At 59.3% G+C, this 12,290-nt stretch carries 10 protein-coding genes; 1 reads left to right on the top strand and 9 read right to left on the bottom strand.

Going from position 1 to position 12,290, the window contains the following annotated elements; genetic code table 11:
* Positions 1–181 precede the first annotated feature (181 nt).
* From DWV32_RS08185 to DWV32_RS08145, 9 genes are all read right to left on the bottom strand, one after another.
* Positions 182–1,261 (bottom strand): LacI family DNA-binding transcriptional regulator, encoded by a 1,080-nt coding sequence (locus tag DWV32_RS08185; protein ID WP_117757846.1) that lies wholly within the window; start codon positions 1,259–1,261, stop codon positions 182–184.
* 145 nt (positions 1,262–1,406) lie between these two features.
* Entirely contained in the window at positions 1,407–1,607 is a 201-nt protein-coding gene (locus DWV32_RS08180) for a hypothetical protein (RefSeq protein ID WP_035136858.1), read from the bottom strand.
* 175 nt (positions 1,608–1,782) lie between these two features.
* Positions 1,783–4,110 (bottom strand): ferrous iron transporter B, encoded by a 2,328-nt coding sequence (locus DWV32_RS08175; protein ID WP_117757845.1) that lies wholly within the window; start codon positions 4,108–4,110, stop codon positions 1,783–1,785.
* A 123-nt stretch (positions 4,111–4,233) separates the two neighbouring features.
* Entirely contained in the window at positions 4,234–4,455 is a 222-nt protein-coding gene (locus DWV32_RS08170; RefSeq protein ID WP_006234774.1) for a FeoA family protein, read from the bottom strand.
* A gap of 40 nt (positions 4,456–4,495) precedes the next feature.
* Positions 4,496–4,738, bottom strand: a complete 243-nt coding sequence (locus tag DWV32_RS08165) for a FeoA family protein (protein WP_022094360.1) — start codon at positions 4,736–4,738, stop codon at positions 4,496–4,498.
* Positions 4,739–4,927: 189 nt separating this feature from the next.
* Positions 4,928–5,176, bottom strand: a complete 249-nt coding sequence (locus tag DWV32_RS08160; protein WP_158559602.1) for an HPr family phosphocarrier protein — start codon at positions 5,174–5,176, stop codon at positions 4,928–4,930.
* A 421-nt stretch (positions 5,177–5,597) separates the two neighbouring features.
* Positions 5,598–7,061: an amino acid permease gene (locus tag DWV32_RS08155; RefSeq protein WP_117736197.1), complete on the bottom strand. Its 1,464-nt coding sequence runs from the start codon at positions 7,059–7,061 to the stop codon at positions 5,598–5,600.
* 153 nt (positions 7,062–7,214) lie between these two features.
* Positions 7,215–7,670 (bottom strand): hypothetical protein, encoded by a 456-nt coding sequence (locus DWV32_RS08150; RefSeq protein WP_117757843.1) that lies wholly within the window; start codon positions 7,668–7,670, stop codon positions 7,215–7,217.
* Positions 7,671–7,673: 3 nt separating this feature from the next.
* A complete protein-coding gene (locus DWV32_RS08145; RefSeq protein WP_117757842.1) occupies positions 7,674–10,682 on the bottom strand; it encodes a glycoside hydrolase family 2 TIM barrel-domain containing protein in 3,009 nt (1,002 codons plus the stop codon).
* A gap of 376 nt (positions 10,683–11,058) precedes the next feature.
* On the opposite strand from DWV32_RS08145, the gene DWV32_RS08140 reads away from it, so the two are divergent.
* Positions 11,059–12,075, top strand: coding sequence for a LacI family DNA-binding transcriptional regulator (locus tag DWV32_RS08140; RefSeq protein WP_089572647.1), 1,017 nt, complete (start codon positions 11,059–11,061; stop codon positions 12,073–12,075).
* Positions 12,076–12,290: the final 215 nt, after the last annotated feature.

The raw sequence follows: 12,290 nt of genomic DNA, 5'->3' as shown, positions 1-12,290 counted from the left end.
AGCGGGTGGTTTAAAGCTGGCCGCTGCGCGGCCAGCAGACTAAAGTCTTGAATAAATGCCCCCGATGGCGAATTACGCCATCGGGGGCACTTAAAACAGTCGTCCTAACCTCTTTCGGGACACGCCATTGCTGAATACTCCAAAAAATGCACGTCGCAAAAGGGGGTACCTGACTAAACGGCTAAATTCCCGCAAGCTCGCAGTAGCGGTCGACGTTGCTGGCAAACACCATCTCCACAGCACCCTTCTGCACGGGCTCCGCCGGAGTTTTACCCCACAGCAGATACTCACCCAAGGTCTTGGCGCCACGGTAGGCCAGGCTCACCGGGTCCTTATAGACAATATTGGTAAAGATGCCACGGCGCAAGGCCAAGGCGCTCTCGGGGAACAGGTCGTTGCCGATTACCATGACCTTGCCGGCCTTGCCGCTTGAAACAAGCGCGTCGGCGACCACCTCGGAACCAACGGCAAAAACGCTACAGATGAGCTCGGGAGCATCCGGCGCACTCAAGCGCTGCTCAAGCTCGCGCTCGAGCTGTTTGACTTGCGCATGGGCGCCGGCAAGGTCCTCAACCTGCCATGGAATATCGTGTTCGCGCAGGTAATTATGAAAGGCGCGGGCGGTCAGGTAGTGTGAATCGGTATAGGGGTCGCCCGCCAACAGGAGCACGCGGGCGTCAGCCCCAGAAGCGTGGACCAGATTTGCCGCCTGCTCTGCCATAAGACTGCCCGCCGCGGAATAGTCCGCCAGACTGGCACCCAGGCGATCGAGGTGCGGGCGGTCGCCGTCTACGAGCTCGATTGTCACGCCCGCCTCGGCAATCTGCCTCAAGAGTTCGGTCGCGCGATCATCGCCCGGAACATAGGCAAGCAGGCCATCAATCTTCTCCCCTATCTGCAGACGCTCATCAATCTGCTCGAGCGCATCGGCGTAGCCGCCCACGCCAAATTCAACGCGCTCAACCGTAATGCCCTGATCGATGACCTCCTGCTCAAAGCGGTTGCAGCCTTCCCAAAGGTAACGGAAAAAGTACGCCCCCTCGCGCGATGCGCGGGGCAGGCAAAACACCAAGTTGATATCCTTGCGGCGCAGGCTCGAAGCACTTGTGTTGCGGTGGTAGCCCATGGCCTCGGCCTTGGCATTCACCTTGGAGCGCACGGATTCGCTCACGCCGGCCTTACCCGTCAGGGCCTTGTGCACGGTATTGATGGAAACGCCAAGCTCGGCGGCTATGTCCTTCATGGTTACGCGAGCGCTCATGGGGTTACTCCGTTATAGATAAGTTGCCAATTAACAGTACAGGTAACGATACCCCAAAATGACTCTTCAACTCGCCGCGCTCTCCCCCAAATGTGCAAAGCGCCCCGCGAACGGATGCTCGCGAGGCGCTTGGGTGCCTGGACCTTTATTTGATACCGCGGCCCAAGTCTTCGGCGATTTTGTCCACGCCCTTAAGTGCGGCGCAGGTTTTTTTGTTGGAACAATGTCCCGTGCAAACGCCGCCCTGAGCGCAGTCGGCGCAGGTGCCCTTGCGATAAATGCGCACGCACACGGCGACAAACGCAATGCCGATAACAGCCAGTACAACAATATCGATAGGTGCCATAGCAAGCCTCCTCTAGTTAACCACAACTTACTTTACCCCATTCTCCACCTTCCAAAAAGGGACAGGTATATTTTGGTCGGTTTTATCTGCGGAAACGCCACATCTCCCTCACCAAAAAGCCCGAGTGTCGCTGGGACACCCGGGCTCGTGGAAAGGGGCTGATCCTTATTCGGACTTAAGCGGAAACTGCAGCGGAAGCGGTGTTGGTCTCGTCCTCGTCGGTCCAAGCGTGCTTGGGCATGGGACGGAAGATCTGGAAGAGCATCGCAACCAGCAGAACGATGGCTACAACCGTCCAAATACCAAACTGGCCAAGGACAAGCAGGTTGTAGAACTGGTTGATGAACAGGGCGATCACCCAAGCGAAGGCGCACTCGTAACCGATGGCGATCGCGGTCCACTTGCCGGAGTCCATCTGATTGCGGATAGTGCCCATGGCGGCAAAGCACGGGGCGCACAGCAGGTTGAATGCGCCAAAGGCAACGCAAGCGCCCATAGTCGGGAACATGCCGGCAAACGCGGTCCACAGGCTCGGGTCGGTCTCGGCGGCGTCGGCAACCGACAGCAGCGAGCCGGCGGTGGCGACGACGTTCTCCTTGGCGACAAGTCCAGAGACAGTCAGCGCGGTGGCCTGCCAGGTGCTAAAGCCGAGCGGGGCGAAGATCCAGGCGACCAGGTTGCCGAGCATGGCAAGCACGGAGTAGTCCATGAACTCCTCGGGGATGCCGTCCATCGCGGGCAGGAAGCCAAAGGAACCGTTATAGCTACCAAAGTTGGAGAGGAACCAAACCACAACGGTGGACGCGAAGATGACCGTGCCGGCCTTTTTGATAAAGGCCCAGCAGCGCTCCCACACGTGCAGCGCCCAAGAGCGGATCGCCGGGAAGTGGTAGGCAGGAAGCTCCATAACGAACGGCGTCGGGCGACCGGCAAAGAGCTTGGTCTTCTTGAGCATGAGGCCCGAGGCGATGACGGCAAAGACGCCCAGGAAGTAGAAGAGCGGGCTAATCCACGCGGCGGTGGTAGAAGAATCGCCGATGATGGAACCCATGAGCAGGGCAATGATCGGCAGCTTAGCGCCACAGGGAATGAACGTGGTGGTCATGACCGTCATGCGGCGGTCCTTCTCGTTCTCGATGGTCTTGGTGGCCATGACGCCGGGGACGCCGCAGCCCGAGGACACGAGCATGGGGATAAAGGACTTACCGGACAGGCCAAAGCGGCGGAACACGCGGTCCATGATGAAGGCGACGCGGGCCATATAGCCGCAGTCCTCCAGGAAAGACAGCATCACAAAGAGCAGGAACATCTGCGGGACGAAACCGAAGATGGCGCCCAGGCCGCCGACGATACCGTCACAGACCAGCGAATCGACCAGGCCGCCGTCCTCGGTACCACCCGCCACAAGGGCGTCGTGCACCACGGTGGTGATGCCGGGGACATAGGGGCCGTACTGTGCTGGGTCGACCGAGTCGGCGTTGTCGCCCGCAGCCTCAACAGCTGCGTCATAGGCGTCACGACCCTGACCGAGCACGTACCAGCCGTCGGTGCCGAAGAGCTGGTCGTTGGTGAAGTCGGTCACCGTGCCGCCCAGGGTGGAAACGGCGATGTAGTACACGCAGAACATGATGACCACAAAGATCGGCAGGCCCAGGATACGGTTGGTAACCACGCGGTCGATCTTCTCGGAGGTGCTCATCTTGGCAGGAGCCTTGGTCATGCACTCGTCGATAATGTGGGCAATCACGCCATAGCGCTCGCCGGTGATGATGGACTCGGCGTCGTCGTCGCAATCCTGCTCGCACTGGGCGACCAGCTGCTCGACGCGAGCGGCCTTCTCCTTGGTGAGGTTGATGAGCTTGCAGGCGTCCGCGTCGCGCTCAAACAGCTTGACAGCGTAGTAGCGACGCTTGTTGGCGGGAACGCTCGCCGGCAGGTTGTTCTCGATGTGGTCCAGAACGTCCTCGATGGAGGAATCGAACTTGTGCTCCGGCACCTGGCCCTTGGAAGCAGCGGACTTCTTGACCTGCTCGAACAGCTCGTTGATGCCCTTGTTCTTAAGGGCCGAGATCATCATGACCGGGCAGCCGAGCTTCTTGGAGAGCTTGTCCGTGTCGATCTTGTCGCCGTTCTTCTCGACCAAGTCGGCCATGTTAAGGGCGACGACCACGGGCAGGCCGGTCTCGATAACCTGAAGCGCTAGGTACAGGTTGCGCTCGAGGTTGGTGGCGTCGACCACCTGGACGACGACATCGGGCTCGCCGCTCATGAGGTAATCGCGCGAGCACTGCTCCTCGGGGCTATAGGGGGAAAGCGAGTAGATGCCGGGGAGGTCCGTGATGGTAACGTTCTTGTCGCTCAGGAGCTTGGCTTCCTTTTTCTCAACCGTGACACCGGGCCAGTTGCCAACGTAGCCGTTGGCGCCGGTGATCAGGTTGAAAAGCGTGGTCTTGCCGCAGTTGGGGTTACCCGCCAGCGCGACATGGATCTGAGAATCCGCCATTCAATCCTTCTTCCTTGTGTGCCTGCGCTGCTTTCTCCGCGCGGGCTGGATAATGTGCTTCAACGTTGCAAGTTTAAGTTAGAAAAACCTAACTTTATCTGCAGAAATATGTGCCGCCGGCCCTTACTGGACCTCGACGACGGCAGCCTCCTCCTTGCGGATGGAGAGCTCGTAGCCACGCACGTTGATCTCGACCGGATCACCGAGCGGTGCAACTTTCACGACCTTGAACGAAGTGCCCTTGATGAGCCCCAGGTCCATAAGGTGGCGGCGAAGCGCACCCTCACCGTGAAGCTTGACGATGGTGGAGCTCTCGCCCACCTTAACGTCACCCAACGTCTTCATTTACTTGTCCCCCTTTCAGCTTTTTGCGAAATGCTGCGAACTAACCGACGGTCATGATGTGCATGGCAACCTTGGAATCGATACCAAAGCGTGCACCCAGCACCGTGACGATGATATTGGCGCCACTCGAGCTCACCACGTGGATCTCGTTGCCCTCGACAAAGCCGAGGTCCTTGAGATGGTGCTTCATATCCTCATTGCCCTTTACGCGAGACACGCGCACGGTTTCGCCCGCTTTTACCATCGAAAGCGGCATAGCCGGCATCTGCGGTCCGCAAGACATGAGTGAGCTCCTAACGTCAGTTCGTCCTCAACATCGACGCAGCAAAAGTTAACCACGTCTATGTTCGCTATAGTAAACTAGCACGTGGTTAACTTTTTGGAAAGGGTCCCCATTTAGATTTCGAAAAAGTTTCCTATACGAAACAAAAAGGCGCGGCAAAGAGCTGTCCTTTGCCGCGCCCTGTCATGCTTAGAGCGAGAGGTTTCTGATCGATGTGACGCAGGAAGCCTCGTCTACGCCCGAAACGCGGAAGATGATGTCCTCGCCGCACTCGCCGTAGAGAGCCATGAGCCCCATTACATCGCGGCCGTCGGTATGGCGATCGCCGATACTGACCGATACGTTGCTACGATGCTTGGCAATGATGTCGTAAAGCAGCGCAACCGGGCGGGCATGCAGTCCCAACGGATCTTTAATCGTCTTTGTAAACTCGACCATGTCCCCTCCCGCGGCATCGCACATTCGGCCGGCAAACCCAGCCACGTGGTAGTTATTGTAGCGTTAGATGCTTGTCGAGAGCTCCTCTGAACACCTCGTGGGCAAAAAGTGGCAAATATGAGTACTGTCACCAATTTAGTAGCAGCAAAATCGAGAGCAAATTGCCTCCTTTGAGCGATTCGAAGAGGTTGAAAGCCGTCAAACGCCCTTTAAAGGGGGTTATATAAATTGATTTTGAGCCCGTTTTTGCTCAGAACAGGCCGAAAAATATGACACCTCTTTTGCAACAGTACTCATATTTGGCATTTTTTGACCACGGGGTCCAAAACCATGCCCCAAAACACAAAAGGAGGGGCCTCGTAAGGCCCCTCCTTAGGAAAGGGAATCGATTTATTCCACAGCTGTAGATTAATCCTAGCCGCTACTCCATCATGTCGAGGACGGAAGGGCGCAGCTCGCTCTCGGCGGCCTCGGGATCGGTCTCGCGCAGGCGGTTGATATAGCGGTTGTACCACATCACGGCAAGGCCCAGGAAGACAACCACACCGCCAACGTTGTAGACCAGCGTCAGCCACAGCGGCTGATCGAGCGGGATGGTGCCGCAGACAAGCACAAAGCAGAAGACCACAAGCAGGAATGCGGCAACGACCAGACCAAAGCTGCGCGAGCCCATGCGGAAGTCACGGGGAGCGGCGTCGAAGTTCTTGCGCAGCATAAAGTAGGCAAGCAGGATCAGCAGCGGCGGGAGCAGAGCAGTGGCAGCCGTCATGTTGGTGACGATCATGAGCAGGTCGTCGAGGTTACCAGATCCCAAGGCCGGGATGATCAGGATGGGGACGACGATGGCGAACTGCAGCCAAGCGGCGCGGGCGGGAATGCCGTGCTCGTTGAGCTCGACGATCTTGCTACCAAAGACGCCCTTGGGGATCTCGGTGAAGAAGACCTTGATGGGAGCAGAGGTCCACATCATGAGGGAGCCCAGCGTGGCAGCGAGAAGGATCAGGCCAATGACGCGCGTGGACACTTCCATGGGAATGCCAAAGTGGGCAAAGACAGCGCCGAATACGTCGAAGATACCGGTGGAGATGGCAACACCGCCCTCGGGAATGAACAGGTTGACCAGCAGCGAAGCACCTGCGTACAGAAGGCCGATGGTCAGGCCGGCGATAACGACGGTGCGCACGAAGGCCTTGACGCCGCCCTTAAGGTCGTTAAGGAACACGCCGACAGACTCAGCGCCGCCAACGCCCTGGATGATCCAGGCAAGCGTACCGAAGAAGCCCCACATAGTTGCGAAGTTGCTCATGTCGGGAGCCATGTTAGCGGGGGTAGGAGCCGTAGCGAACTCGACGCCGCCAAAGGCAGCAGCCAGGGACAGCAAGATGAACACGGCAGTCAGGCCGAGAGCCGCGGTCGAGCCGAAGGAGGAAATGGAGCCGATCCACTTAGCGCCCTTGGTCGAAACCCACGTGGCGATAGCAAAGACGACGATCTCGATAATGGTGATCCACAGCTGCGAGAGCTCGGCATTGGCACCAAAGAACACGTAGCTCGCGTAAATGATGACGTTGGGCAGGACGGACGCAAAGTAGAACAGGTTAACGAACCAGTAGCTAAATGCCGTCAGGAACGCCCAGCGACCACCCATCGAGGTCTTAACCCATGCGTACACGCCAGACTCGGAGTCCCTGTTGAGGCCGACGAACTCAGCGGTAACCAGGGTATAGGGGACAAAGTACAAAAGCGTGGCGAAGAAGAACGACGGCGCAGCTGCCAAGCCGATGGCCGCGTTGTTGTTGATGATGTTCTTGATACCGAACACGGCGGCGACCGTCATGCCCAGCAGAGCGAACGAACCGATCGTTCCTCGTTTTTCAGAGCTCATAAGCCCTCCCAATCATCCGTTATATCTCATCTAAAACCGTCCGGACTGCAAGCGCAATCGTGGACGACGCACCTGCTAAGGGGAATGGGGAAAAGGGAGTCAACAAAGCCATCCCCCTTAACGGCGCGAAGCAAACGTCCAAACGGACGAATACTACTTGTTGGGGAAGGAATAACCTTCAACCGTCACGTGCAGTACCACGACGCGGGGATCCGCGACATCGGCCACGACACGGTAGGCCTCGTCGATCTCGACGACGGCAACGCCGCCGGCGGGAATCGTCACGGTCTCCCCCGTACCCTCAAAGCGCTCGCGATCGTCGATATCGCTGTAGGCGCGCGTGCGGGTAAGATCCGTCTTGGAAGCCACCTCGACAGTCAGGTCGCCGTCGAGCGGGGCGAGCACGGCATGGTAGCGACGGTGACCGACCAGGTCGGCGGTAGCCGCCTCGTGGGCGTTCACCCACCAGTACACCAACGAGTCGCCGATGGAGTACGCCACGTCGTGCTGCAGGTCGGCAACGCCATCGAGCGCCTGACCGGTGCGCATCCACTTCTTGACAGACTTCATCTGAGCGTCGAAATCGGCGCGCGAGTTAAAGACATGCATGACTTATGCCTCCTTAATGGGTGCCAGCGCCTGAGCCAGATCGGCAGACGTCAGCGGTCGCAGGGACACCTCAAAGCTGAAGCTCTCAAAACGGGTGCGGTAGGAATCGAGTACCTCGGAACCCCAAGAGTTCGAGCCAAGGCCGAGCAGCTGGTCGTTGATGTTGACCGTGACCGTATCGCCCTTGACAAGGTCGTAGACGTGCTTGGCGTTATCGATTGCCTCGCAGCTATAGGGCCATGCCGAGAACGAGAACGGGTTGGAGGCGGCATCAGCCGGACGAGTCACCAACACGCCGTCACCGTGACTGGAGCGCAGGGCAACCCAGCGGGTACCCTCACGGTTGGCGCAGTCCTGAGGCATAACGTAGGGCGTAAACATGTCGTCGACCGTAGTGCGGTAATGACCGACCGGGTTGGCGCGCAGCGAGTCCGGATAGTTCTCGCCCGGGCCGTGGCCATACCACTCGACGGCACGATTGCAACCGGGGACCTCGAAGGAGATGCCGATGCGCGGGATGATATCCGAGTAATCGCCGTAGGGCTCGCCGGAAACCTTGAGGTCGACGCGACCGCTCGGAAGCACGGTGTAGACGAGCTCGACGCGCATGCCGAACGCGCGGACGGGAGGAGCGATACGCTGGCTCACGGTAACGACGACCGCATTGCCGTCCTGCTTCCAAGAAACCTTGCGGGTAGACGTCTGCATCACATCGATGAAGTTGTCCTTCCACAGGGAGTCATACTCCTGAGCGTGGTTGTCGACGAGCGGATGCCAAAAACCAACCTGGGGACCAGAGGCCATTACGTCGCGGCCGGATGCCTTCCACTCGCTCACGGTACCGTTGACTTTGCTGAAGGTCAGCTCGCCGTTGAGGGAGTGAATGCGGATCTCCTGCTCGGTCTCCTCGACCGTAAGCTCAGGACGAGCGGGGGCGGCGATGGCCGGCGCCGGATGGTTTGCGATGGCAAACTGGCTTGCGCCCAGCTGGAACATCGGCTCGCACCAGGCGTGAGCCGCCATGGTGTAGGCGCACACGGTCAGCAGGGTCTCGCCTACCGCGGCCTCGCGAATCACCAGTGACAGCTGGACGGATTCGCCGGGAGCCACCGCGCCGGGCATAAGCGTCTTGCGGCACACTACATCGCCGTCTACCAGGGTCTCCGCCGACAGGCAGACATCCTCGAGGGTAGTAAACCAGCGCTTGTTCGTGACGGTCAGCTCGCCCGCCTCGGTGTCATAAGCCATGCGAACCGGGCAGATGACCTGGCCATACTCAGTGAGGCCCGGGCTCGGCTGCTGCCAAGGGAACACCATGCCATCGATGCAGAAGTTGCTGTTGTTGGGGTAATCGCCGTTGTCGCCACCATACATATCGTAAGCAACGCCGTCCTCGGTCACAGCAGCCAAACCGTGGTCGCACCATTCCCAGATAAACTGGCCTTGGATGCAATCCCAGCGATCGAAGACCTCCTGGTACTCGGACAGGCCTCCGGGGCCATTGCCCATGGAGTGGCCGTACTCGCAGTTGATGCGCGGCTTGGGGAACGGATGCTCACCAAAGTCGTTCATCTGCGACACACGGGAGTACATCGTGGAAATGACGTCGACGGTATCGGCGTTGCGGTCCTCCTCGTAATGGACCGGACGATCATCGAGCTCGTGAGCCTTGGCGTACATCGCGCGGATGTTGCAGCCATAGCCGCTCTCGTTGCCCATCGACCACATAATGATGCAGGCGTGGTTGCGCTCCTGCATCACCAGGCGCTCAATGCGGTCGACGTAGGCCGCCTCCCATGCCGGGTCGTCGGTGACCAGGGCGATATTGCCGATATTCTCGAAGCCGTGACTCTCCATATCGGTCTCGGCGACCAGCATGATGCCATACTCATCGCACAGCTCGTAGAAGCGCGGGTCATTGGCATAGTGAGAGGTGCGCACCGCGTTGATGTTGTGTCGCTTCATGAGCTCCAGGTCACGGCGCATGCGATCGAGGCCCACGGCGCGGCCCTTGTGATCGTCGTGATCGTGGCGGTTGACGCCATGCATCTTAAAGTAGGTGCCGTTGAGGTAGATATGATTGCCCTCGACCGTCACCTCGGCAAGGCCCTGGCGATGCGGAACGTACTCGCTGACCTCGTCACCGTCGTAGACCTCAAACGTAAGGTCATAGAGGAAGGGGTCCTCGGGGTTCCAGAAGTGGGCATCGGCAACGCTGCACTCGGCATGGCCGTCGACACACTCGCCCGTAGCGACCACGTTCTCGCCATCGCTGAGCGTAAACACGACGCGGGTAGCGCCCTCGGCCACCGTATCGAGCGTGATCAGAGCGGCATCGCCCTCGCGGTGCGTGCGGAACCTAAAGTCGACCAGGTGCGCGGCGGGACGCTGCATAAGGTACACATCGCGGAAGATGCCCGAAGCCCACCACATGTCCTGATCCTCGATATAGCTGCCATCGCTGTACTGCAGGGCCTTGACCGCAAACAGGTTGTCGCCCTCGACGAGCGCGTCGGTCACGTCGAACTCGGCGGACAGACGCGAGCCCTTGGTCATGCCGATAAACTGGCCGTTGACGTACAGCTCGCCATAGCTCTCGATGCCGTCGAAGCGAATGATCTCGCGGGCGCCGGCAGGAACGGCGGGAAGGTTGACGATGCGCTGGTAGACGCCCGTGGGGTCGTCGGAGGGAACGAACGGCTGATCCACCGGAAACGGGAAACCCTCGTCGGTATAGGCAAGGTTGCCATAGCCGTCTACCTGCCACAGGTGCGGAACCTCCACGTGATCCCACTCAGACTTGTACGTGGAGAGCTCCTCGTTGGAGACGGCAGCAGGCCCCTCAAAGAGGCGGAACTGCCACGAGCCAGACAGCTGGACAAACCCGCGCGACAGCTCGCGGCTGTACGTAGCAGCGAGATCGGCGGTCTCATAACCCATAAAGTACGCATGGGGTGCCAGGCGGTTCCTGTGGGTGAGCGCTTGGTTTTCCCAATCGTTAATGGCGTCCATGGTGATGCTCCTTCGTCATCGTAGTGATTCTTGTGCAACCGGTTGTCCTTATCTTACGGGCGATGCAAAAAACTGTGCAACCGGTTGTCCGCTGAACGGTCGATTTGGCCGGATTAACGGTGCAACCGGTTGTACAACCGCGACACTTATGTCACCCTGAATATCGAAACTCAACGCAAAACATCGTTCTTAAGCTCGTAGGCAACCGCCACGCCCGCTGATATCTCACCCACACGAGACGTATTCGATTGCGGCTTGGTTGCAAAACGACACCTGTCACCGGATATCATGAACGCTGTTCAGGTGCACTATAGTAAGCTGTATCCGCACCAGCCCGTATCAGTGACAACATCGACCGCATTTTCCAGGAGACGCCATGACCCAGCCAGTTCGCACCGCACCTACGCTTGCCGAGGTTGCCGCAGCTGCCGGCGTGTCGCGCTCCACGGCATCGCGCGCCCTCAACGATTCGCCCCGCATTAGCGAGGAAACCAAAAAGCGCGTCCGTGCGGCGGCCAAGAAAGTCAATTTTGTCCCCAACGCTCGCGGCCGAGCGCTCGCTGTCGGGCGCACGGAAATCATCGCCGTGCTCGTGACCGAGCCCCTGAGTGAGCTCTTCAGCGACCCCACCTATAGCGAATTTTTGAGCGGCATTACCGAGGAACTGTCGGAGTCGTCCTATCTGCCCGTTATCTTGCAGGCGTCTTCTACGCATGAGCGCAACCGCGCACGCGAGCACTTTGAGCGCCGCTCGTTCGACGCCGTGATCGACGTCTCCCCTTACAAGGGCAGCGAGCTGCTCGAGGTGCTGCGCGAGCTGGGCGTACCCACCGTGTTGTGCGGCCAGCTCGAGGGCCACCCCTATCGCGATGTGTTCTCGACAGTCTACTCTGACGACGAAGAGGGTGGACGCTTTGCGGCACTCGCTATGAAAGATCGCGGGCGCAAAGATATCGTCGCCGTGTTGGGACCGCAAGACAACCCCGCTGTTGTCGACCGCCTGCGCGGCTACCGCACCGTCCTGGGCGAAGACCTCCCAGGCGCAAACGTTATCTATACCGGCTGGAACAGCGGAGACGGCTATCAGGCCATGCACCAGATCCTCGCGCGCGAGATTGCTTTCGATGGCGTGCTCTGCGGATCGGACCGTATCGCGGCTGGCGTCATCACCGCACTCAACGAGGCAGGCCTATCCGTTCCGGCGGACGTTTCTGTCGTCGGCTTCGACGATCACGAGATTGCGGCGCGCTGCGTCCCCGCACTCACGACCGTCCGCCAGCCCCTGCGCGAAGAAGGCCACATGGCCGCCAACATTGCGCTCGACATGATCAAGGGCGCCGAGCCCACCACCTCCGTGATGCACATGCAGCTCGTTCAGAGAGACTCGCTGTAGGAAACTGGGCCGGGCTTTTCGCCAGACAGTTGTTGCGGAAAGCCTGCCCCGTTTTGAGCGCTCATTCTGGGGCACAGTTTCCGTTAGACCGCTCAAGCGAAAACTGTGTCCCATTATTTTGCCGAATTCTGGGTCGCGCTTTCCCAGAGGACCCCCTTTGGGAAAGCGCGACCCGTTCTGGACGCAGATTCCGGGACGTACTTTCCGCAACGCCC

The sequence above is a fragment of the Collinsella sp. AF04-24 genome, assembly GCF_003465685.1.
Lineage (GTDB): Bacteria > Actinomycetota > Coriobacteriia > Coriobacteriales > Coriobacteriaceae > Collinsella > Collinsella aerofaciens_AP.
The sequence above is the reverse complement of the archived record's forward strand: the minus strand, read 5'-3'. Positions and strand labels throughout refer to the sequence as shown.

What these genes read in the sequence shown, in the direction of transcription:
- DWV32_RS08155 (WP_117736197.1), bottom strand. Translation starts at nt 7,061, where the DNA reads ATGAGCTCTGAAAAACGAGGAACGATCGGTTCGTTCGCTCTGCTGGGC.
- DWV32_RS08180 (WP_035136858.1), bottom strand. Translation starts at nt 1,607, where the DNA reads ATGGCACCTATCGATATTGTTGTACTGGCTGTTATCGGCATTGCGTTT.
- DWV32_RS08145 (WP_117757842.1), bottom strand. Translation starts at nt 10,682, where the DNA reads ATGGACGCCATTAACGATTGGGAAAACCAAGCGCTCACCCACAGGAAC.
- DWV32_RS08150 (WP_117757843.1), bottom strand. Translation starts at nt 7,670, where the DNA reads ATGCATGTCTTTAACTCGCGCGCCGATTTCGACGCTCAGATGAAGTCT.
- DWV32_RS08170 (WP_006234774.1), bottom strand. Translation starts at nt 4,455, where the DNA reads ATGAAGACGTTGGGTGACGTTAAGGTGGGCGAGAGCTCCACCATCGTC.
- DWV32_RS08140 (WP_089572647.1), top strand. Translation starts at nt 11,059, where the DNA reads ATGACCCAGCCAGTTCGCACCGCACCTACGCTTGCCGAGGTTGCCGCA.
- DWV32_RS08165 (WP_022094360.1), bottom strand. Translation starts at nt 4,738, where the DNA reads ATGTCTTGCGGACCGCAGATGCCGGCTATGCCGCTTTCGATGGTAAAA.
- DWV32_RS08185 (WP_117757846.1), bottom strand. Translation starts at nt 1,261, where the DNA reads ATGAGCGCTCGCGTAACCATGAAGGACATAGCCGCCGAGCTTGGCGTT.
- DWV32_RS08160 (WP_158559602.1), bottom strand. Translation starts at nt 5,176, where the DNA reads ATGGTCGAGTTTACAAAGACGATTAAAGATCCGTTGGGACTGCATGCC.
- DWV32_RS08175 (WP_117757845.1), bottom strand. Translation starts at nt 4,110, where the DNA reads ATGGCGGATTCTCAGATCCATGTCGCGCTGGCGGGTAACCCCAACTGC.